This is a genomic window from Paenibacillus taichungensis (assembly GCF_013359905.1).
GTDB lineage: Bacteria > Bacillota > Bacilli > Paenibacillales > Paenibacillaceae > Paenibacillus > Paenibacillus taichungensis.
On sequence record NZ_JABMCC010000106.1, the window covers coordinates 90,910 to 115,190 of the forward strand.

Genomic DNA, 24,281 nt, shown 5'->3' on the forward strand with positions numbered 1-24,281 from the left:
GACCTCCCACATGGATTTATATTAAACCAAGGTTTGAAACCGTTTGCTGAAAGTAACTTTCTGACCGGACAGAAGGAGAGAAATTTCTTCCTCTGCATCACTCTCGATTAGAATACCCTCGGACGTGATTGTGATATGCAACAGCTGGTTTTGCCAGTAGAGCGGGAATTTCAGACTGTTCCAGGACTCAGGCAGCTTTGGATCGAGATGAAGCTGGCCATCCAACATGCGAACTCCGGCAAATCCCATCACCACACATTCCCATATTCCTCCCAGCGAAGCTGAGTGGATACCTGCATCCGAAGAGTGCATATGCGGCCCCAGATCAATCTCTGAAGCCCGGCGGAACAGATCATATGCGAGCGGACGATCACCGAAATCACTGGCAAGGATACTGTGCGTCGATAGGGACAGTGAGGAATCATGCAATGTTTTTTCCTCGTAGTAGTCATAGTTCGCACGTTTGATAGCGGGTTCAAATTTATTTTCAAGCAGGAAGAAAAGCATCATAATGTCAGCCTGCTTCGAAATTTGCATTTCACCAACCTGATCCAGGTTGTAGTCATTGAAGATACTGGCGACTTTCGTCTGATTTTTATATGGGGTAAGATCAATGACTTTCTTCTGCAAGTAAGTATCATCTTGTGGAATAAGTCCTTGTTCATTTGGACCTGGCAGATACATTTGGTCCAGCTTGTTCCACGCTTCCCGAGCGGATGTCAGGTCAAGCTTCACAGACAATGCCTTGAGCAACTCAGGTTTTTCCTGCTCAAGCTTTTCATAATATTGAATGGCCAGTTCCATATTGAAGTGAGCCATATGATTGGTGAATGCATTGTTGTCCACATGTTCCTTATACTCATCCGGTCCAACAACCTCATTGATATGATAACGGCCCTTGGCCTCATCCCACTCCAAGCGACTGGCCCAGAACGTTGCTGTATCAAAAATGATTTCGTAGCCATATTGATCCATGAACGCCTCATCACCTGTAGACTGGACGTAATGCCAAACGGCATAAGCGATGTCAGAGGTAATATGCTGTTCAATGAAGCCGGACCAGATCTTCGTCTGTTCTCCGGTTACGATATCTACATCTCCCCATACCGGTGTAACTTCGCCATCTTCGATCCAGGCTGCTTCCCATGGATACATGGCTCCTTCGAATCCGTTCTCCTTGGCTTTACTTCTAGCTCCATCCAACCCCTGATATCGATATTCCAGCAAGGATCTTGCGATCTTGGGGTTGCTGTAGATGAAGAATGGAAGGATGAAGATTTCCGTATCCCAAAAGGAATGTCCCTTGTACCCTTCACCACTTAATCCTTTCGCCCCGATGCCCATGCGATTATCATGCGCTGGTGTCATAATGACGAGGTGATAGATGGCAAAACGGATGGCAAGCTGGTCATAACCACTTGTGCTGTGCACTTCAATGTTGTACGTGGACCAAGTATCCGCCCAGGAGTTAGCGCTTTCACGAAATAGCTGATCATACCCTTTTTGCGACTCTTGCTTCAGCTCTGTCAGGGCCGATTCACGCATTTGATCCAGTGAATATCCACCGTTGCTGTACACCAGATCGCGGCTAGTATGCACATTCGAGATTTTTTCCAGTGTTACCGATTGTCCAGCTTCCACGGACACTGTGCCTTCGATGCCAACCTTGCGACGTCCCATCGTTTGACGCAGTTCCGGCTCAACCTTTTCACCATTCAGCTGCCAGTGGTGCACCGTATTGGTTACAAAATCAATAGCAGATTGTGTCGTCGTTGACGTCATTTGAATATATGTCTTTTCAAATATCCGTTTTTCGCCTTCTGTGAAATGCTGCGCACCCGAGTTCGTCCATTGTCCATTAATACCGGATGCAATGTGAACACGCGCCTGACCATCCAGTGGCTTGATGCTTACGGATGAACCAACCAGATGACGGTTACTCAAGGAAACAAAACGACGGAATTGAAGTTCAAAGCTTTCTCCTGTTGGGCTCTGCCATACCACGTTACGAGTCAGCTCACCATTTTTGAGATTCAGTTGACGACTGTAGCTGATCGTTCTTCCTTTTTCCAAGCTGAAGGTTTCCCCATTCAGGGTGATTGAAAGCTCCGTCACATCTGCTGCATTAGGGAGTTCAGTTACTTCATGTTCGTCAAACTTATTGAAGGTTCCAGCTACGAACCAGTTCCGCACTTGTCCAACATAATTCTCGTCCGTTGCGGAGCGAAGTCCCATGTAGCCGTTTCCAAGTGAGAGTACAGCTTCGCCTTTCCCTTGATGAGCCGGATCAAACCCGGTTTCAGTTACCAGCCAGTTACTCCATTCTCCTTGTCCTGCATCGTATTTCAGCAATGTGTACTCCCCCTATGTCTATCTTATGATGTATCCGAAACGTTTTGGATTTGAGTGAAAATAATACCGAAACGTTTCGGATTTTATAAAACATTTCGGTGCTCTCTTCATTTCGGTAATTTTGCAATCCCTCGCGAACCGTATTTCTCAGCTAAACTCAGCGACCTGGTTTGGCTGTCGAGGATCTCAAAACCAATTCATTTTGCAAAATATTAAATTTGGGGCTGTTTTCCGATCTCAGCATGCCCATCAGCAGGTTTGCAGCTTCATGTCCCAACTGATACATGTTCTGTCCGATGGTGGTGAGTGGTGGTTGAAAATAAGCGGCTGTCGGAATGTCATCAAATCCCACTACAGACAATTCATCCGGTATAGTGATACCTAGTTCATTCGCAGCCTTCATTACACCCAGAGCCATCATGTCGCTTGCACAAAAGATTGCTGTAATTTCCGGATAAGCCTTCAACAACTCTGCTGCTTGCTGCTGTGCTTCCTCTTCCGTGAAATTCCCGTTTACGATCCATTCAGGCTTCAAGCTGAATCCTGCGCTGCTCATTGCATCGGAATATCCTTCATAGCGCTCCTTGGAAACAAAAGCCTCTGGGTAACCATTCACCATGGCAATCTGCCGATGACCCAAACTGATAAGGTGCTCTACAGCAGTCTGTGCACTTTGTTTGTGATTCGTTGATACAAAACCAACATACTCACTGTGAATGGGGATATCAATTAATACACAAGGAATGTCACTATCCAATACTTCCTGCAAATACGGATCATCCGTCTTCACACCCTGAAGAATGACGCCATCCACCTTTCGTTCCCTGCACAGCTGTGTGTACGTTTTCATCTTTTGCTTCGCTGTATTCGTGCTGAACAAAATCAGATCATAATCTGAATTGGCAGCGCTATCATTAATTCCGCAAAGCACTTCGAAAACAAAGTTGTTATCGATGTTTTTGTACGTCATGCCTGATACGAGCAACCCCAGCGTTTTGGTTTCCTTCATGACCAGGCCTCTCGCTAGACCATTCGGACTATAATTCAGGGTTTCGGCGACTTCTTTAATCCGTTTGCGCGTACTATCGCTGACGTCCGAGTACCCATTCAGAGCTCTGGATACGGTCGTAATCGAAAATCCCGTCATTTGTGATATGTCTTTAATTGTAGCCAATTGCTTTCCTCCAAAACGTTTCGGATTACTTATATTTCTGAGTATACGGATTCGAGAAGAAAAATCAAGAACTTTTTTCGACATTATTTTCGACTTTTTGGAACTCGTCTATCCCTTACCTTATTCTACCCGCACTGCGTGCAATCAAATAGGGTAAAAAAAAATCTCCCGACTTTTAAATAAAGTCGGGAGATCCCTTAAGCTATTGCCTAAAACTTAATGTGCAACTGTATTGTTCAACATGATCCAGATGGAACCAATAACGATGGTCAACATGATCAACAGACCAAAGATCAAAGCCATTACATTCCAGCGTGGCTTCTCCGATTCACGGATATGCATGAAGAAGAAGAGTTGAACCACAAACTGAAGTCCTGCTGTTACCAGAACGACACTCAGCGCTGCTGTTCTGCCCATCATGTCATTCAGAACCACTACCAAAGGGATAATGGTCAGGACAACGGACAGAATGAAGCCGATGACATAGGACTTGAGTGAACCATGCTGTTCGTGGCCATGGGACTCATGTGAGTTATGCTCTGCCATCTACATCACCCCCATCAGATAGACGATCGACAGGAGGAAAATCCAGACGACGTCCAAGAAGTGCCAGTACAAGCTGATTACGTTGATTTTACCGCGAGTTACATCGGTAATTCCACGTTTTTTCAGTTGCAGCATCAATCCGATCATCCAGATCAGACCGAGAGATACGTGAAGTCCGTGAGTACCCACAAGGGTGAAGAATGCACCAGAAGCTGCACTCGTTGTATAACTGAACCCTTCGTGAATCAGCTCAATAAACTCCGTTACTTCCAGGGCGATAAAGCTCGCACCCAGAACAGCTGTAACTGCCAGCCAGCTGATCAATTGCTTCACCTTGCCCTGATTCATGGCAAGAACTGCAAGTCCACTTGTGAATGAACTTGTGAGCAAAATAAATGTTTCGGCAATAACGCCAGGCATTTTGATCAATTCAGACAAAACTGGTCCGCCCGCCGTATTGTCACGCAACACAATAAAGGTTGCGAACAATACGGAGAACAGGATAACGTCGGAAATCAGGAAGAACCAGAATCCGAGTATTTTCAATTCTTGCGGGTCATGGTGACCATGGTCATGATCATGTGCATGGTCATGACCGTGCTTCGCGGCTGCTTGAGCCATTTATACCGACCCCCTTAACGACGCTTCGGTACGCTTAATTTCGTCAACCGGAATATAATAATCCGTATCGTATGAGAATGAACGAGCGATCATGCAAATTCCTACGCCAGCGAGTCCAAGAATCGCCATCCACAGCCATCCGAATACAAAGCCGAAACCGGCGATGAACCAGAATATAGACATGATGAACGGAATCGCGGAATTCTTAGGCATATGAATCGGCTCAAGCGGCTGTTCAGGTGGATAAATTCCTTTGGCACGACGTTCTTTCTCTTCCCACCACTCATCAATATCATCTCCGCGCGGTGTAATGGCGAAGTTATATTCAGGAGCAGGTGAAGGAATCGACCACTCGAGCGTACGACCACCCCAAGGGTCGCCAGAAGCTTTGAGTGTTTTGTATTTCCGAATACCGTCTGCGATTTGTGCAACCTGGAACAAGAATCCGACACCCATCAGGAATGCCCCGATTGTGGATACAAAGTTCAGTTCCCACCAGCCAGTATCCCAGCCATAGGTGCTCAGACGACGTGTCATACCCATCAAACCGACAGCGTACTGCGGCATGAAGCAGACATAGAAACCGATATTCCAAGTCCAGAAAGCCCATTTACCCAGTTTTTCAGGTAGTTGGAATCCAAACATTTTAGGCCACCAGTAGTACAGACCTGCAAAGTATCCGAATACTACACCACCGATCAATACTTGGTGGAAGTGGGCAATCAGGAAGTAACTGTTGTGGAACTGGAAGTCAGCAGGTGCAACGGACAACATAACCCCCGTCATCCCCCCGACGATAAAGCATGGTATAAATGCTATTGTCCATAGCATCGGGGTATCCATGCGTATCCTTCCTCGGAACATGGTAAACAGCCAGTTAAATATCTTAACCCCTGTTGGTATGGCAATCAACATCGTGGTAACGGCGAAGAATGCATTGACGTCTGCTCCCGAGCCCATCGTGAAGAAGTGATGCGCCCATGTAAAGAAGGACAGGAAGCTAATGATCAGCATCGCAAATACCATTGATTTGTAACCAAACAATTTTTTCTTCGAGAATGTACTTACAACCTCGGAGAACACGCCGAATGCCGGCAAGACAACGATATATACCTCAGGGTGACCCCACATCCAGATCAAGTTGATATACATCATCGGATTACCGCCCAGATCAAGTGTGAAGAAATGCGCCCCCGCAAACCTGTCGAGGAAGAGCAATGCAAGTGTCACTGTCAAGATTGGGAATGCAAACAGAATGATAATACAAGTGGAGAATACCGACCATGTAAACATCGGCATTTTCATCCATTTCATGCCTGGCGCACGCATTTTAATGATGGTAACCAGGAAGTTGATACCGGTAGCCAGGGAACCGATACCCGAAATCTGAATACCCCATATATAGAAGTTTTGTCCCACCCCCGGGCTATGCGATAGCTCCGATAAAGGTGGATAACTGAGCCAGCCTGCGTCCGGTGAACCACCGATAACGAAAGACAGGTTGAACAGCATTGCTCCCAGGAAGAATAACCAGAAGCTTAGTGCATTAAGGAATGGGAACGCAACGTCCCTTGCCCCGATTTGAAGCGGTACAATAACATTAAATAAACCGAACATAAACGGCATCGCCATGAATAGGATCATGATGGTACCGTGAGTCGTAAAGACCTGATTATAATGCTCGGGATGTAAGAAATCCATGTTAGGCATAGCTAGCTGAAGACGCATCATCAGTGCATCCACACCACCACGGAAAAGCATGATTATGGAAGCAATAATATACATAATACCGATCTTTTTGTGATCGACGGTAGTTAACCAGTTACGCCAGAGCCAGCCCCATTTTTTGAAATAAGTCAGCACCGCTACGATGGTAATCATCGTAATTCCGATCGCCACGTCCGCACCATAAATCAGCGGATCACCGGTAACGAAAAACTCCGATGCAAACTCCTTAAGTCTCTCTAACATTGGGGGCCTCCTTTCGAATCTTTAGTTAGCACTCTTGTCCACGTCTTGCGTAGTAATCTCTTTGACACCTGAAGCTTCACCGTGCTTGCTGTGAGCACTTTGACCGTCAATAACATACTTGGTCACGATGTCTTGGAACAGTCCTTCAGGGAAGGAAGAATAATAAGCTACATTGCTTGTTCCCGGTTCCGCCAGTGTTTTATACGTTTCTTGCGTCAGCGGTTGGGATTGTTGTTTCACTTCAGTCACCCATTTATTGAAGTCTTCCTCCGATGTGGCATTGACGTCAAAACGCATTTGGGCGAAGTGTTCTCCGGTAAAGTTGGCACCTGAACCCCAATATTGACCTTCATGATCAGCTTGCAAGTACAAGGTCATCGCCATACCCGACATTGTATAAATCTGTCCACCAAGCTGCGGAATCCAGAACGAGTTCATCGGTGAATCCGCGGTGAGCTCAAATTTTACGGGCCGGTCTGCCGGGATATTCAACGTGTTGACCGTTGCAATACCTTGCTCCGGATACATAAACAGCCATTTCCAGTCCAGTGAAGATACTTGAATGGTCACCGGTGCTTTCTCGGAAGCCAATGGCTTCGAAGGTTCCAGATCATAGGTGTAGCGAATGGTTACAACCGCCAACAACCCAATAATAATGATCGGAATGGTCCACCAGATAGCCTCCGCTTTAGTGCTATGAGACCAGTTAGGCTCATAAGCAGATTTATTGTCCGGTTTGTCGCGGTAACGCCATACAATTACAGCAGACAAAATCAATACAGGCACAATAACGACTGCACACAGAATTGTCGAAATGACAATCAAATCTCTCTGCGAAGCGCCAATAGGCCCTTTCGGATCCAGAACAACGTACTGCCCGCCTGCCAGCATTGGCCAGACAATCAATGCAATTGTAACCAACGTCAGGACAACCGGAATGATTATCCGAATTAGCGACCTAGGTTTCTTGTTCATCTTGATCCCCTCTCCTTAAATTCGCTCATACTGAAAAAACAGTATACTACTCTCTTCCTTCTAAAGATATCAGAAATGAGCAACTTTTTTGTTCATGTTAACAAATTTGTCGATTTTGCACCTTAAATGTGTGAATTTTTTCTCACAAATCGCTTGCACACTTGATATTTCCTCATTGTAATCTTTACACTTCAAGTCACAAAATAAAACCCTTTGCAGTCCCGTTGAACAGTATCAACGAATCCGCAAAGGGCTTTATTGACTGGGATTCCGGGAGCTCATCCAGTCTTATTATGAACGAAACAACGCTAGATTATTTAATCGGCGCCTTCGTCTTCCCGGCGTGTATGAACAAGTCCAATCGATTTGGCAATTACGTAAATAAATACACTACCCACCAAGAAACCGATACCCACCATTAATCCGAGGTTACGATCATTAAAATCATTCAGGTTAATCAGGCACATGATTACTCCCGTAATGAGGGCAACCCAAGCCAGAACTGTCATCGTTAACACTGCACGCCGCATATTTTTATCTTTGCGCTCCAATTGGCTTACCATTGCTGTCTTCGATGCCATAGTAAACACTTCCTTTTCCCTTTTTGTAAGTGCTTTCCTTATACCAATATACCACATCAGTATGATTTTTAGTCAACAAATGTTCAAATTTCTTTCGCAATTTGGACACTTTATTTGTATTTTAACTGTTGACAAGGACCAGATCACTTCTTCTTACTTCTTATAACCCAAAAACGCTCTTCTCATAACATGAAACAGCCCAGACCTTATGAAACCTTCATGAACATGTGCTCTCTTCGCTGAAATTAAATAACAAAAAAAGACGGTGCATCGGATTTCCGATGTACCGCCTTCTATCTAATTAAACACGTTTGTCCCTGCATTTAACAATTGAACTAACGTTAAATTACTTATTTAAAGATAAGTTCACAACGTTACTTCCTCAACATTGAAGAGCAGCCTAAATTCGTGTTTCCACCCAATTATTTTTGATCACATTCTGATACCAATAGAAACTTTCTTTAGGTGTTCTAACCAGCGAACGGTAATCCACATGCACAAGACCAAAGCGCATACGGTATCCTTCCGCCCACTCAAAGTTATCCATCAAAGACCAAGCCATGTACCCTTTCAGATTAATGCCGTCATTGATAATCCGATGAATTTGGGCCAAATGCTGCTCATAGTATGCAATCCGGCGATCATCATTGATTTTACCGTTTTCCAAATCATCATTGATGCAAGCTCCATTTTCTGTGATGTAGACATCCACATTTCCGTACTTTTGCAAATAGTGCATGAACTCATACAGTCCGCGTGATTCCACAGGCCAGCCAATATCGGTCTTGGTAAGTCCCATATCCACCTCTTCGGATTGCAATGCACCCGCCTCTGGATTGAAACGATTGATTCCCATGGTGTAATAGTTAATGCCCAACAGATCAATGGGTTGCGAGATGATTTCCATATCGCCTTCTTGAATTGGGACGGTAGCTCCAGCTTCTGCGAACCAGTCCACCATAAATTGTGGATACGATCCTTTGTAGATCGGGTCTAGGAACCAATCGGTATTCAGTGCAATGGAACGGTCGCAGGCTGCCTGATCTTCTGGAGATTTGCTGTAAGGCTCAGCCCAGCATACATTGGGTGCAATACCAATCTGTCCTGTTGTGCCTAAGCGACGGAACGATTGAACGGCTTTACCGTGAGCAACGAGCAATCCATGAGCAACATTAATGGATGTTTGCAGGTCCTTATTTCCTGGCGCATGAATGCCAAGCAGGTTGGACAAAAACGCAATACACCATGGTTCATTGAAAGTCAGCCAGAAATTAATTTTTCCAGAAAACTCCTTGAAGATAACTTCAGCATATTTTACAAATGCATCCACCGTCCTGCGATTGCCCCAACCTCCGATATCCTCAAGTGTCTGAGGCAGGTCCCAATGATACAGTGTACAGAAAGGTTCGATTCCTGCTTCAAGCAGCTTATCCACGAATCGATGATAGAAATCCAATCCTTCCCGATTGATCTCGCCATCTCCATCAGGAATAATACGCGGCCAGGCGATGGAGAATCGGTAGGTGTTGATCCCAAGCTTTTTCATCAGCTCGATGTCTTCCTCGTAACGGTGGTAACTGTCACAAGCCACATCACCATTGTCTCCATTAAAAACTTTGCCGGGCGTACGGGCAAACGTATCCCAGATCGATACCCCGCGTCCACCTTCCTGCGCTGCCCCTTCTATTTGATAAGAAGCTGTTGCTGTTCCCCAGCGGAAATCTTGTGGGAATTGAAAAATTGTCATCGTTTACTCCTCCGTCTCATATGACACGCGGATCATCTGTCCTGCGGTCACGGTTAAAATAACTACATAATCACCCTGAGGTGTAAGCTGCGCCTTGACCTGATCGTTTCCTTCCACACGCAGTGGGCATGCACTCCGAATGGTTATCGAACCAGTGTGATCAGCCTTAATTTCGGCACTTGAGAGTCTGCCCTCTGTCCACTCGATTGCCACCGTGTATCCACCACGTGCCCGAAGTCCCTTCACACTGCCACTCGCCCAATGCACAGGCAGCGCTGGCAGCAGATGTAATTCACCCAAGTGGCTTTGCAACAGCATCTCGGCAATACCGGCAGTGCCACCAAAGTTGCCATCGATCTGGAACGGCGGATGATCATCGAACAGATTAGGATGCGTGGATCGAGCCAGCAGCGTACGGACAAACTGATGTGCAAGCTTGCTATCCAGCAGCCTCGCATACAGATTGATCAACCAGGCACAGCTCCAACCTGTATGCCCGCCACCTTGTGAGATACGACGTTCAAGTGACACTCGTGCTGCTTCCACCAGTTCCGGCGTATCCAGTCGATTGATCTGCTCCCCCGGATATAGACCATACAGATGGGAGACGTGACGATGCCCCGGTTCGGATTCAGCAAAATCCTTAAACCATTCCTGCAGTTGCCCCTCGCTTCCGATCTGGAATGGATAGAGCTTGCTACGTGCCTCGCTCCACTCGTTCGCCAGTTGCTGATCCACATCCAGTTGTTTGGTTGCCTCAATGCATCGATCGAACAACTCACGAATCAATGTCATGTCCATCGTCGAAGCCATGGAGATGCTGCGAGCCTCTCCTTCCTCAGTAAGGAACTTGTTCTCCGGAGAGGTTGATGGAGCGGTAACCAGATATCCGTCTGGCCCCTCTACCAGCCAGTCCAGACAGAAGAGCGCCGCTTCCTTCATGATTGGATACGCGCGTTCCGCGAGAAACTGCTGATCACGAGTAAACAGATAATGCTCCCATAGATGTGAAGTCAACCACACGCCACCCATTGGCCAGAACGCCCAACTTGCGTCTCCGCCTGTAGGCGTGGATGTTCTCCAAATATCCACATTATGATGGGCTGTCCAGCCGCGTGCTCCGTACAAAATGCGCGCCGTCCTTCTTCCGGTATCGCTTAAATCCTCCAACAGACCAAACAGTGGCTCATGGCATTCGCTCAGATTGCATACTTCTGCCGGCCAGTAATTCATCTCCGTATTGATATTAATCGTGTAATCACTGTGCCAAGGCGGCTCCACCTGATGGTTCCAGATTCCCTGCAGATTCGCTGGCTGGCTTCCTTCACGTGAACTACCCATTAACAGATATCTGCCATACTGAAAATAGAGTGCCTCCAGGCCGGGATCATCGGCTCCAGCCTGGTAAGCTTGCAGTCGCTCATCTGTAGGTAATTCTTCGTTGGCTGATGCGCCAAGATCAATTGATACTCTTGAAAATAAAGTTCCATGATCCATTACATGTCGCTCCCGAAGAACCTTTATGCCATGAGCCATCGCTTTAGTGATTACCTCACTGCACTCCTGATCTAGAAGCATACTATCCTTAACAGGCGTCACATCATAGCCCTCAAAAGCAGTCGCCGCTGCCAGATAAAAAACAACCTGGTCCGCTCCCTCAATATGAAGTTTCCCATCCATAACCGATATTTCGAAATTTTTTCCCGTCGCAGTTGCGGCCAATTGCACAGCATAAGCCGTTCCCCGATCTTCTTCGTAGATGACAGACTCCGGATGATCCCTGAAATAATTCGATTCAACATGACTCGGACAGCGACTGAACAAAGTAAGTGCATCGCCCGAAGCCTGAACATGATAAGGATGTGGACTGTCCAACGTAACACTTACGTTTACAGATCCCTCACGATCAGCAGTGATGGTACAGATCATGAGATCATCTGGCGCACTGGCATATACTTCACGTACATAATGAATGCCTTTATATGAATACTTCGTTGTTGTAATGCCGGTGTGGAGATTCAGCTCCCGCTCAAACTCATCGTACGTATTCCCATCCAGTTCATCGTGCTGCAACTTAAAGTGGCCCATCGGCTGATAAGCTTCCACATCACGTCCCAGCATTTCGCGGTTCAGCAATTGTTCAGCTTCGCTATACTGCCCGGACATAATCAGTTCACGGGTCTGCTTCAGATACCGCTGACTGCTGTACTGAATGGTGTCGCGCGGAAATCCGGACCACAATGTATCTTCATTCAGCTGGATTTGTTCATCCGCTGCTCCACCGTACACCATACCGCCAAGGCGACCATTACCGATAGGCAACGCCTCTTCCCAGCGAGTAGCGGGCTGACGGTACCACAGACGATTTTCTTTTGTTCTCTCATTAAATGGGGACATAGATAACTCCTGTTCATGAATCAGCTATTTTTCAATCATTACTAAAACGTTTTCGATATAACTAAATAATCACTATAAATGTTGTTTTACTTGTTTCTAACCCGCTTACCTATAAGGCTAATTCTTCGTTTATCTGAAAGTGCTTACAGTAAGCAAATTATATTTGATTTCGAAATTTGCGTCAATGTTAAACATCACATGGCAGCAAAAAAAGACCCTATCTCAGGGTCTTTTTTGTATCTCCGCCTATTCAATTAAAACATAAGTTATTTTACGTCTTTACCTGTCCACAGGGAAACACGATCTTTAACCCAAACGGTATACTGTTTCTCCATTTCAACTGCGCCGGCTTTGTCCAACTCAGCGAGGAAATCATCATATACTTTATCAAAGTTCGCAGTTGTTGTCAGAACAGCTTCAGGAATACGTTTGCGCACGATATCCTGTGTTTTTCGGAAAGTTACCTCATAATCTGTACCTGAAGGTACAGGCATGTTGTATGCTGCGCCCCAATCTTTCAGTTGCAACTCATCTTCAGAAGGATAGAATTCTTTCCATGTTGTAATACCATAGGCTTTCAACGTTTCTTTCTCTGCAGCCGTATAACCAGCCTGGATCTGCTCAGGGAAGTTCGTTGTGTAATAGTTATCCGTGGAATCTTTCACACCATCACCGTATCTGGCACTAAACACGCTGTACATCCCGATTCCTGTTTCTTTGGTGAAGTTGGAGTTGTCATTGGTTTTACGATCCTGGATATCTTGAGGAATCACCCGTTGACCATCTTCTACATTGTAGTGTTGGCCTTCAATACCCCAGTTTCTTAACACTTGACCTTCGTCCGAAGCGAGCCAGTCCATGAATTTGATAATGCGAACCGGATCTTTGGCAGAAGTTGTGATTCCGATACCATATCCGTCAAATCCAGTTGGTTGGAATGTATGGTCCACAATGTCCTTGTTCAAAGATACAGAGAAGTGAGCATATGTGCTGTCATCTTTGCCCGCTGATTTGAGTGCATTTTCAGCTTCTTGGTAGTTCCACTCTTGGTCAATCAGACCGAGTACACGGCCACTTGCAATTTTGGATTTATATTGGTCATCCTTCTGCACAAATGTATCTTTGTCCAGCAGTCCTTCATTGTACATATGATTCAACCAGCGGAAATATTCTTTTTCCTCTGGACGTTTGTAATGGAGCGTGGCTTCATAAGTCTCAGGATCGATGTAATATTCTCCATCATCCGGTGCTCCTGTTGCCTGGAATGCCGGGTTCGTTACCGTAATCATAATCTTCCAATCATCTGCATTCAGCGTCAATGGAATAGTCGGCTGTCCATCAATTGTTGGGTGTTTTTTCACATATTCTTTCAATACATTCTCGTAATCCTCAAGTGTTTTCACTTCAGGGTATCCGAGCTCTTTCAGTACTTTTTGCTGAATTTCAAATCCGCCTGTTGCGTCAAACGCAACATTATCAACACCCATATTTGTTGGGATTGTATAAATGGCCTGATCCTCCGAACTGTATTTCAGCCGGTTCATCTGGTCCCCATATATTTTTTTCAGGTTTGGAGCATGCTCCTCAATCAGATCGGTCAGGTCTAGCATCGCGCCTGCATCCACAAGTTTAGACAAGTTACCTTTTGGAAAAACAATATCAGGGTACTCACCACTAGCAGCCATAAGCGCAATTTTTTGATCGCCACCATTGTTCACATCATACTCAGCCTCAATTGTAACGCCTGTTTGCTTGGTAATCTCTTTACCGACTGCATCCTGCATTTTGTTCCAGGTTGGACTGGCGTCCGCACCAAAGAATGTAATGGTAACCGGTTCGGTTCCACTGGACTCGGAGGTTTCTTTGCTTCCCGAATTTCCGCAGCCAGCTGTAACCAGCATTGCACTTGCGAGCATCAACATTGCAAACGTCTTGGGTGTATTGCCTTTCATTTTGCCTCTCATTGTCTAGTCCCCCTATTATTTATGAAGGTTTTATCTGTATAACAGGCTTTAAGCCTGAGGATACCGCTCGTAAGACACATTTCTGTATGCGCTTACTAAATATTTAATTTTGTACTCTTTTTTCTCAAAACCTAAACTCTTAAAACTCTCTTCAAAATACGTAAAACGTTTTCGTAAAATAATTTAAAACGCTTACTGAAAGTGCTTACATTAACGATTATATGCTATCCTATCCCTTTCGTCAACAACAAAAAAGGCCCCTTTCGAGGGACCTTTTTTGCTATGAAAATGATCATATATTATGTCTTGTTTTCACTATTATTTCACGTCTTTACCTGTCCACAGAGCTACGCGTTCTTTGATCCAAACGGTGTATTGTTTCTCCATCTCTACCGCACCAGCTTTATCTAGCTCAGCAAGGAGATCATCATACACTTTATCGAAGTTCTCAGGTTTGGCAAGGATCGCTTCAGGAATACGTTTGCGGACAATATCCTGTGTTTTCTGGAACGCTACGTTATAATCCGTATCCGAAGGTACTGGCATATTATATGCTGCGCCCCAATCTTTCAACTTCAAATCATCTTCAGAAGGATAGAAATCTTTCCACGTTGTAATGCCATAGGCTTTCAATGTTTCCTTCTCTGCGGCAGTATAACCTGCTTGAATCTGTTCAGGGAAGTTCGTTGTGTAGTAGTTACCTGTGGAATCTTTGACACCATCGCCGTATCTAGCACTGAAGATGTTGTACATTCCGATACCTGTTTCTTTGGTGAACGCCGAGTTGTCATTGACTTTGCGATCCTGCACATCAGCAGGGATGACACGGTTGCCATTTTCAACATTGTAGTGTTGGCCTTCAATACCCCAGTTTCTCAGCACCTGACCTTCATCCGAGGCGAGCCAATCCATGAATTTGATAATACGTACAGGGTCTTTCGCAGTTGTGGAAATACCGATGCCGTATCCATCAAATCCGGTTGGTTGGAATGTATGGTCCACAATATCCTTGTTGAGGGATACAGAGAAGTGAGCGTACGTATTCTCGCCATTGTTCACTGATTTCAATGCATTCTCAGCTTCGCCATAGTTCCATTCCTGGTCAATCAGTCCCAGTACCCGACCGCTTGCGATTTTGGATTTATATTGGTCATCCTTCTGCACAAATGTATCTTTGTCCAGGATGCCTTCATTGTACATTTTGTTCAACCAGCGGAAGTATTCTTTTTCCTCTGGACGTTTATAGTGCAGCACCGCTTCATACGTTTCAGGGTTAATGTAATATTCACCGTCATCCGGTCCACCGGTTGCCTGGAAGGCTGGATTCGTTACAGTAATCATAATTTTCCAGTCATCTGCATTCAGAGTCAGCGGAATGGTCGGCTGTCCGTCAATAGTTGGATGTTTAGCATAGTATTCTTTCAGTACTTTCTCATAATCCTCAAGCGTTTTTACTTCTGGGTAGCCAAGTTCTTTCAATACCTTTTGCTGAATCTCAAATCCGCCTGTAGCGTCAAACGCAACATTATCTACACCCATGTTCGTTGGGATTGTGTAAATGGACTGATCTTCCAAACTGTATTTCAGACGGTTCATCTGGTCCCCATAGATTTTCTTCAGGTTTGGTGCATATTGATCAATCAGATCGGTCAGGTCAAGCATCGCGCCTGCATCCACAAGCTTAGACAAGTTACCTTTAGGATAGATAATATCAGGGTAATCACCGCTGGCAGCCATCAAAGGTATCTTCTGGTCGCCACCATTATTCACATCATACTCCGCTTCAATTGTAACACCTGTTTGTTTCGTAATTTCTTGGCCGACTGCGTCCTTCATATTGTTCCAGTTTGGACTTGCGTCAGCACCAAAGAACGTAAAGGTGATTGGACTGGTCGTATCACCAGTGTCCGTTGGTGTCTCAGAAGCCGTAGTTCCTCCTCCGCTACCACTGCATCCTGCTGTAATGGCAAGAGCGCTGGCTAACAGAAGCATTGCGAATGTTTTTGGTGTTTTGCCCTTCATGTGTAATCCCCCTTATGGATAAAATGAAGCTATCTATTGTAGAACAGGCTGACCTGCACATACCGTAATCGGGTGATTCTGATTGTAAAACGTTTGATTTTATAACATAAAAAGCGTTTTCTAAATGAAGTGAAAAAGACTCACTCTATCCAGTAATTTGAGGACCAATCCTTACTCCTTTTGACTGAAAAGATTCGTGTACATGCCTTGATAAATCAGTAATGAAAGTGCTTTCATATTTGAATAATAATCCCTCTAAAAGTCCTTGTCAATAGCGAATTTACAAAATTGAAAACGTTTTTTAGAAAACGTTTTAGGTATAAAAAAGAACTCAGTTTCCTGGGCCCTTTTTTTCGAAAAAACTATTCTGCTAAAACGTATTACTTGCTCTCTTCACCGCTCCACAATTGAACACGGCTTTGCACCAGCTCGGTGTATTGTTTTTCCATGTCCTCTGCTCCTGCTTTGTTAAGTTCAGCAATCATACCGTCATAGATGGCATCAAATTGCTCTGGTGAACTGAGGATTGCTTCTGGGATCCGTTTACGGATAATATCCTGTGTTTTTTGGAAAATAACGTTGTAATTCGAGTCACCTGGAGTCGGCATATTGTACGCTGCTCCCCATGGTTTAACCGGGAACTCATCTTCACTTGGGAACAGATCTTTCCACGTTGTTGCGCCGTATGCTTTGAGTGTCTCTTTCTCCGCATCGGAATAGGCCGCTACAATCTGCTCAGGGAAATTCGTTGTGTAATAGTTATCGGTGGAATCTTTAACGCCATCTCCATAGTGACCAGACATATTGGTATAGAGGCCAATACCTGTTTCTTTCTGGAATACGGCAGCATTATTCGTTTTTTGGTCCTGAATATCCGCCGGAATAACACGTTTACCATCTTTCACTTCGTACTGCTTACCTTCAATCCCCCAGTTCATCAGCACTTGGCCTTCCTCAGAAGCTAGGTAATCAAAGAATTTAATTGTACGAACCGGGTCTGGATTCGATGTTGTAATCCCTACACCCCATCCAGATACAAAACCAGGGTCCTGGAAGGAATGATCCTTGATATCTTTAGACAGAGTTACCGGGAAGTGTGAATATGTCGCTTCATCTTTACCCGCTGCTTTCAATGCGTTCTCCGCATCGGAATAACCCCAATCTTGGTCAATGACACCTAGTACACGTCCACTTGCAATTTTGGATTTGTATTGATCCGTTTTCTGTACGAAGCTGTCCTGATCGAGCAGTCCTTCTGCGTACATATGGTTCAACCAACGGAAATACTCTTTCTCTTCTGGACGTTTGTAATGCAGACTTGCCTCATATGTCTCAGGATCAATATAGTACTCGCCGTCATCCGGAGCCCCTGTTGCCTGGAAGCCCGGATTCGTTACCGTAATCATGATTCTCCAGTCATCTGCGTCCAGGGATAACGGAATCGTTGGTTGACCGTCAATTGTTGGATGTTTCTCTTTGTATGCTTTCAGTACATTCTCATAATCCTGGAGTGTACGAACTTCAGGGTATCCCAGCTCTTTCAACACACGCTGCTGAATCCCAAATCCGCCACCTGCATCAAAATACTTCTGGTCTACCGCATAATACGTAGGCAGCACATAAATCCCTTGATCTTCGTTGCTATATTTCAGCCGGTCCATGTAATTACCATACAGCTTCTTCAAATTGGGAGCATATTGCTCGATCAGATCAGTCAGATCGACCATTGCCCCAGCATCCACGAGCTTGCTTAGCTCTCCTTTGGGTGACACGATATCGGGATAGTCTCCGCTCGCTGCCATTAAGGATACTTTATCCTGACCACCACTGACGGCAAACTCACCGTTAAGGGTTACTCCTGTTTTCTCTGTAAGGACCTTCCCTACTTCATCCTTCATACCGTTCCAGTTCGGACTAGGATCGACGCTAAAAAAGTCAAAAGTAATCGGAGACGTATCACCGCTAGTGTCCTTAAACGACGTTTCGCCGCTGTTTCCTCCACCGCAACCTGCGAGCAAAGACATCGCAAGCACTGGAGCCAGTGCAATCTTCATTTTGTTTCTTGCCATGATGGTAATCCTCCCGTTTCATATGTCTGTCTATCCGGGACTTTTTTGTCCCTGTCTATAGCTTCATGAATGCCACTCCGCAGCCCTATACGGTGAAGCGCAGGCCAAATGGCTGCGCTTCGGGCATTCTGATGCTTCTTTTATTATACGGCCACTCTATCTATGTGGCGGCCTGTATACACTTGCTTAAGCTTTTACTGCACCCAGTGTCATACCACCTACAAAATACTTTTGCAGGAATGGATACACAATCAGGATTGGAACCGTAACAACGATCGTGATCGCCATTTTGATGGATTCCGGTGAAATCTGTGTCATCTGCTGAGCCATATCATTGGCGTTACGTCCGGCACCTGAGCCTTGCTGTGTACTTTGCAGTACTTTCATCAGCTCGTACTGGAGCGTGGTCAGATGCGCCTTCGAACCATTATACAGGTACGTATCGAACCAAGCATTCCACTGGCCTACAGCCAAGAACAACGCGATGGTTGCAAGAACCGGTTTACAGAGCGGCAAAATGATTTTGTAGTAGATCTTAAAGTCATTCGCGCCATCCAACTTCGCAGATTCCTGCAAGGCATACGGCAAGCCGTCAATGAAGGAACGGATAATGAACACGTTAAACGCACTGATCATACCTGGCAATACATATACCCAGAACGTACCGATCAGGTTCAGGTCACGCATCAGGATGTACACCGGAATCAGACCACCGGAGAAATACATCGTGAGTGCAAGTGCAGTGGAAACAAACTTTCTCAACTTAAAGTCAGGACGACTCAGTGTAAATGCGATCATTGAGGAACTGATCAAGCCGAGCAACGTACCTACAATGGTACGTAGAATGGATACCTGCAAACCTTGCAGCAATCCATCGTATTGGAAAATCGTTTTGTAGTTTTGCAATGTGAAATCACGTGGCCACAAGTAAATTCCACCACGTACGGTATCTGTCGAGTTATTAAGTGAGATAGCCAGTACGTTCAGGAATGGATACAGTGTTACAATCAGCACCAGGGTCATCGCGAGGATGTTGAATATATCGAACAGCTTATCGCCCCGAGTAGCATTGAATGCTTTGTTCGCCATAATGTCGTCCCCTCCCTACATGATGCTTTCTTTGGTGAATTTTTTGAACAATCCGTTCGCTGTAAACAGAAGGATGATACTGACAACGGAGTTGAATATGCCTATGGCTGTACCATACGAGAATCGTCCCATATTCAAACCATAATTGAGCGCGTATAGATCAAGCACTTCCGAGTAGTCTAGCACCAGACTGTTTTGCAGCAAAAATTGCTTCTCAAAACCGATACTGATCAAATGCCCGATAGACATGATGAACAGTACAGAGATTGTAGTCCGAATGCCTGGCAGCGTGATATGCCACATTTGTCTCCAACGGTTCGCCCCGTCTACACGGGAAGCTTCGTAAAGTTCTTGGTCAATGCCGGTAATGGCCGCCAGATAGATGATGGCATTCCAGCCGGTTTCCTTCCACATATCTGAAGCGGTTACAATGTACCAGAACAAGTTCCCCTTCGCCATGAACTGGATCGGCTGATCGATAATGTTTAGGTTTACCAAAATGTCATTGATAATCCCGCCATCGGTGGAGAGCATCTTGGTAATAATCCCTGCCACTACGACCCAGGATACAAAGTGAGGCAGATATGATACCGTTTGCACGGCGCGCTTGAAGAACATGCCTCTCATCTCATTCAAGAGAATCGCAAAGAAAATCGGCACGATAAAACCGACAACCAGTCCCATCAAGCTCATTGCAAGCGTATTTCGAAGTACCAGATAGAAGCGATCATCACTGAACAGCTCTACAAAGTGTTTAAAACCAACCCACTCTTGATCACCGAATGATCTAGCTGGTTTATAGTTTTGGAAAGCCATCGTCCATCCCCATAGTGGCAGATAGTTAAATACAAAAACCCAAGCTACGAATGGCAATGACATAAGATAGAGATACTTTTGCTGTTTCATGCTGTCCCAAATTCTATTCCGCCGTTTTTGTGTTGACGGATTGGGGTCACTGCTTTTTTTCGCGGAAGCGGATTTTTCTGTTAGCGTTTCCATCTCCGTTCCCCCTCCTCTGATTTATAAAATAATCATACCTGATAGAGCGTTTTCAAAATACCAGCTGGATTTTAGAGAAAATCATATAAAAATTAGATATACCCCTATAAAATCCGATATTATATCTATAAAATTAGTGATAATGACGCTGTCTATTATTTATTAATGAAATTAAAAGGGAAATTAATTTGAAAATGGTAATTATCGAAAACGTTTTATAGAAATCGTTTACTTTATGTAAAATCAAAAAGAAAAAGGACCTCCAGGGTCCTTTCAATAGACTATAAGTTCGAAAACGTTTTTACCTAATCAGGAGAAATCCCAAAGATAAAAGGCACTACTCCCCTCCAAACATGGGCTACTCCCGTTCCGGCTCTCCTGAAGAATCCTTCGACTGTGATCTCGCAAGCTCTCTTGCTTGTTTGTAAGCGGAGGGTGATTCCCCTACATACTTCTTGAATTTGCCGTGGAAGTAATCCACGTTGGCATACCCCACTCTCGCGGCAACCTGGTGCACCTTTAAGCCTTCATCGAGCAGTTCCTTTGCCTTCTCCATTCGAACCTTATCGAGAAATGCATTGAAATATTCCCCGGTATGATTTTTGAATAACTTGCCCAGATAACTGCTATTGTAGTTAAATACCTCTGCTAGAACCTCAAGCTTGAGATTTTCGCCCGGATTACGTCGGATAAATTCAATCATCTGTTTCAGTACTGTATCTTTGCTGCCTCCACCCATGCGTTGAATAAGCCGATTGAGGTGTTCAGCAGCCATCACTTTGAGATCCAGTAACGTTAATTGATGATAAACCTCCGTAATGAGAACGGAATGCTCTTGCATAAGGGATTGCATATGCTGATTGGTTGCTGCAAGTTTGTTAATCGCCAATGAAAAGACTTGGGAGAACGCCGTCTTAATCGCCTGTTCTGTCTGGTGATGTGGAATCAGTCGTTCCTCCATCTCCGTCAGCACACGCATCACGGACTCGCTACTTCGAATGTCGAGCGCATAATACAGCTTGTCCGCCAGCTCCGCTTCATCCGGTTCACCGCTTTCTTCCTCATTGACAACAATGGATGCAGAAGAAATCTTGCTCTTTTCGTCTTCGTTCCATAACATAATACGTTGTTCCGCGAACAGGAAACGTCCGCCCAATATGCTGTTGGCCTGATTATAGGAATGGGCGATGTCTGCTGTGGAGTCTACTGGTTGACCTGCTGCCGCGTACATGAGAATATTCCACTCTCCCAGCAGCCCTTCCAACTCATCATATAAACGCTGGGCAGATTGTACAGTCAAAATAGGCTCTTTACATAACAGTCCCAGTCCGGAATGGAACGAAAACACAATGCCCCGATCTTTCTGGTCAAAAGTTTCCGCCAGTCTGCGTTTCACCACACTACCACGCTGTAAATCAGGTTCGGCATGCATCTCCAGCAGCACGACCTGATACTGCGACCAGTTCAACCCTAGAGCATTTGCTTCCATCGTTTCTGTACCTTCCAGACTATCAAAAAGCAATGCTTCAATCTGATGCTCCCGGTAGACCGTATCCTCACCAGCATGGCGGGCCAGTGTCTCACGTTCCCGTGTCAGCATCACAGAGATCCGCTCCAGCTCACTGATAATCTCCTCTTCATCCACCGGCTTGAGCAGATATCCATCCACGCCAAAACTAATGGCTTTCTTGGCATAATCAAAATCGGCGTAACCACTCAGGATTAGAAAGTGCGAACCCGGATGGTGCTGCCGCACTTCCTCAATGACATCCAGTCCGGTCATGCCGGGCATGCGTATATCAATGATCGTTAGGTCCGGTTCTAACTCTTCGAAACGGGTAATAGCCTCACGCCCGCTCGCAGCTGTAGCAATTACCTGAAAGCCGTATTTTTCCCAATCAATGATCGTTGTCAGTCCTTCACGTATGCTCGGTTCATCATCTACTAATAACACTTTATACATGCTGGTCTCCTCCTGCTGGCAAGGTGAAAGAAACCTCTGTTCCTTTCCCGTATACACTTTTAATCTGCAACCCGTATGGCTCTCCATAGGTCAACGTTAAACGTTGATGTACGTTACGCATGCCAATCCGGCTCTTCTCCTGTTCTTCCGGTCCACAGATGAACTGCATCACTTCAGCCAGACGCTCCGGCGTAATGCCTGCTCCATCATCATCGACACACACCTGAACAACATCCTCCACCAAACGAATATTTATATTCACACGGACCGTACCCTCTTTATTTTCCAAACCATGCACAATCGCATTCTCAACCAGAGGCTGAATAATCAAAGGAGGGATGTATATCTTCTCTACCTCCGGATCGATATGGATCTGGAAAGCAAGACGGTCACCGTAACGGAATTTTTGAATTTCCAGATAAGAACGTACCATCTCCAGCTCGGCTCTGAACGTCGTTTTGCCGTTGCCAATCTCAAGGCTCTTGCGCATCAGTTTGCCTAGCAGCCTAACAATATTGGCAATCTCCGCCTCACCTTTGATATGGGCTTTCATGCGGATCGACTCCAGTGCATTAAACAAAAAATGAGGATTGATCTGGCTGGCCATCATTTTCAGTTTAATCTCTTTCTGCGCGATTTCCAATTGATTGTTCTGTTCCGTTGCCTCTACCACTTGAGTCATCAGTTCATTAATGCTCTTCACCATGTAATTGAACTGCCTGGACAGTTGCCCGATCTCATCATTTCCATCAATGCGGGAAGTAACGTTAAGATCGCCCAGCGCGAGCTTATTCAGGTGTTTGCTAAGGCGTAACAATCGGTTCGATGTGAGAAATGAAATGATATATACAAGCAACAATGCAATGACCAACACTAACGTAATAAAGAGCATACCGATCATGCTAATGGTATTCGCATCTTTGACAATATTTTTGGTGGCAAAAACGGAAATGATCTTCAGGCTATTCATGCTCGATCCAGGACTGATCTCATCAATGATAATGTTGGACGGCTCGCCCTGAAAATCAGCTTCAATTGTACCTTTGGCCTGGTTTTGCAGATCTACACCAAAATCTAGCTCGTCCAGCGTCTTGCCTACAAGCTCGGTATTCTTGGCAGCAACCACATAACCCTGTTCGTCCGTAATCAACGTCTCGAACGGTTCCTGACGTAACAATCCATTCAGCTCATCCTGATTGATTACAATCATCAGTACACCCTCGGTCCGATATTCGGCAAAAGGCACTTTACGTACCAGACTAAGCTTGTGCACCGGATTATCTCCCTTGTCAGGAATGTAGAACCAACCAATGCTCGTCGTTTGCAGTGCTTTCTGGTACCAGTAGCTCTCCTCGGTCTGCTTGTCCACCGGAATGAACTCCAGATTGTTGATCAGCGTCGGATTGGTCGAGTAAAACCGAATGCCTGCAACCTCACGGTACAGACGCTTGTATTCCTGAAAATCTTTGTATGCGAGGTACGCCGATGTCAGCTCCACAACGCTTTCGTACCTTTTGTTCACAATTTCCTTCAATTCATTGTTGAACATCAGAATGTTGGAAATATCTGTGGGTACACGCAGCAGTGTTGCGGTCTGACTCTTGACCTTCTCCACGTTGTTGATCGTCTGTCCTATTGCATTGTCCAGCGCTTGCTTACGAAAGTATCCGGTTACAGCAAGTCCAATAATCAGTACTGGAATCATGACGACAAGTACATAGGATATGAGCAATTTATGCTTTAATTTAAGATTGTTGGATGTTTGAATGAGCCTTCTAAACATATCTGCACCTTCCGTCGCTTATAAGCGC

At 45.3% G+C, this 24,281-nt stretch carries 16 protein-coding genes; all 16 read right to left on the reverse strand.

Going from position 1 to position 24,281, the window contains the following annotated elements:
• Window positions 1-21: 21 nt before the first annotated feature.
• A complete protein-coding gene (locus tag HP548_RS11340) occupies window positions 22-2,352 on the reverse strand; it encodes a glycoside hydrolase family 65 protein (protein ID WP_175381686.1) in 2,331 nt (776 codons plus the stop codon).
• A gap of 157 nt (window positions 2,353-2,509) precedes the next feature.
• Entirely contained in the window at window positions 2,510-3,526 is a 1,017-nt protein-coding gene (locus HP548_RS11345) for a LacI family DNA-binding transcriptional regulator (protein ID WP_175381687.1), read from the reverse strand.
• A gap of 216 nt (window positions 3,527-3,742) precedes the next feature.
• Window positions 3,743-4,072, reverse strand: coding sequence for a cytochrome o ubiquinol oxidase subunit IV (gene cyoD / locus HP548_RS11350; protein WP_076291225.1), 330 nt, complete (start codon window positions 4,070-4,072; stop codon window positions 3,743-3,745).
• The gene (cyoC, locus tag HP548_RS11355) at window positions 4,073-4,693 is read right to left on the reverse strand and encodes a cytochrome o ubiquinol oxidase subunit III (protein ID WP_064640614.1); all 621 of its coding nucleotides are present in this window, start codon (window positions 4,691-4,693) and stop codon (window positions 4,073-4,075) included.
• The gene (locus tag HP548_RS11360) at window positions 4,694-6,664 is read right to left on the reverse strand and encodes a cbb3-type cytochrome c oxidase subunit I (RefSeq protein ID WP_076291224.1); all 1,971 of its coding nucleotides are present in this window, start codon (window positions 6,662-6,664) and stop codon (window positions 4,694-4,696) included.
• A gap of 21 nt (window positions 6,665-6,685) precedes the next feature.
• Entirely contained in the window at window positions 6,686-7,639 is a 954-nt protein-coding gene (gene cyoA / locus HP548_RS11365; RefSeq protein WP_175381688.1) for a ubiquinol oxidase subunit II, read from the reverse strand.
• 317 nt (window positions 7,640-7,956) lie between these two features.
• Window positions 7,957-8,220: a hypothetical protein gene (locus tag HP548_RS11370; protein ID WP_076291222.1), complete on the reverse strand. Its 264-nt coding sequence runs from the start codon at window positions 8,218-8,220 to the stop codon at window positions 7,957-7,959.
• A gap of 400 nt (window positions 8,221-8,620) precedes the next feature.
• Window positions 8,621-9,967, reverse strand: coding sequence for a GH1 family beta-glucosidase (locus tag HP548_RS11375; RefSeq protein ID WP_076291221.1), 1,347 nt, complete (start codon window positions 9,965-9,967; stop codon window positions 8,621-8,623).
• Between the two features lie 3 nt (window positions 9,968-9,970).
• The gene (locus HP548_RS11380) at window positions 9,971-12,364 is read right to left on the reverse strand and encodes a glycoside hydrolase family 95 protein (RefSeq protein ID WP_175381689.1); all 2,394 of its coding nucleotides are present in this window, start codon (window positions 12,362-12,364) and stop codon (window positions 9,971-9,973) included.
• A gap of 266 nt (window positions 12,365-12,630) precedes the next feature.
• Entirely contained in the window at window positions 12,631-14,328 is a 1,698-nt protein-coding gene (locus HP548_RS11385) for an ABC transporter substrate-binding protein (protein WP_409347652.1), read from the reverse strand.
• Between the two features lie 318 nt (window positions 14,329-14,646).
• Complete coding sequence (locus tag HP548_RS11390; protein WP_076291219.1) at window positions 14,647-16,350, reverse strand: ABC transporter substrate-binding protein; 1,704 nt, start codon at window positions 16,348-16,350, stop codon at window positions 14,647-14,649.
• 380 nt (window positions 16,351-16,730) lie between these two features.
• Window positions 16,731-18,419: an ABC transporter substrate-binding protein gene (locus tag HP548_RS11395; RefSeq protein WP_099858550.1), complete on the reverse strand. Its 1,689-nt coding sequence runs from the start codon at window positions 18,417-18,419 to the stop codon at window positions 16,731-16,733.
• 186 nt (window positions 18,420-18,605) lie between these two features.
• Complete coding sequence (locus HP548_RS11400) at window positions 18,606-19,508, reverse strand: carbohydrate ABC transporter permease (protein ID WP_076291217.1); 903 nt, start codon at window positions 19,506-19,508, stop codon at window positions 18,606-18,608.
• Window positions 19,509-19,523: 15 nt separating this feature from the next.
• Window positions 19,524-20,507 (reverse strand): ABC transporter permease, encoded by a 984-nt coding sequence (locus tag HP548_RS11405; protein WP_076291216.1) that lies wholly within the window; start codon window positions 20,505-20,507, stop codon window positions 19,524-19,526.
• Window positions 20,508-20,865: 358 nt separating this feature from the next.
• On the reverse strand, window positions 20,866-22,470 hold the full coding sequence (locus HP548_RS11410) for a response regulator transcription factor (RefSeq protein WP_175381690.1): 1,605 nt from the start codon (window positions 22,468-22,470) through the stop codon (window positions 20,866-20,868).
• On the reverse strand, window positions 22,463-24,253 hold the full coding sequence (locus HP548_RS11415; protein ID WP_175381691.1) for a sensor histidine kinase: 1,791 nt from the start codon (window positions 24,251-24,253) through the stop codon (window positions 22,463-22,465). Before HP548_RS11415 ends, HP548_RS11410 begins: the two co-directional genes overlap by 8 nt.
• Window positions 24,254-24,281 lie beyond the last annotated feature (28 nt).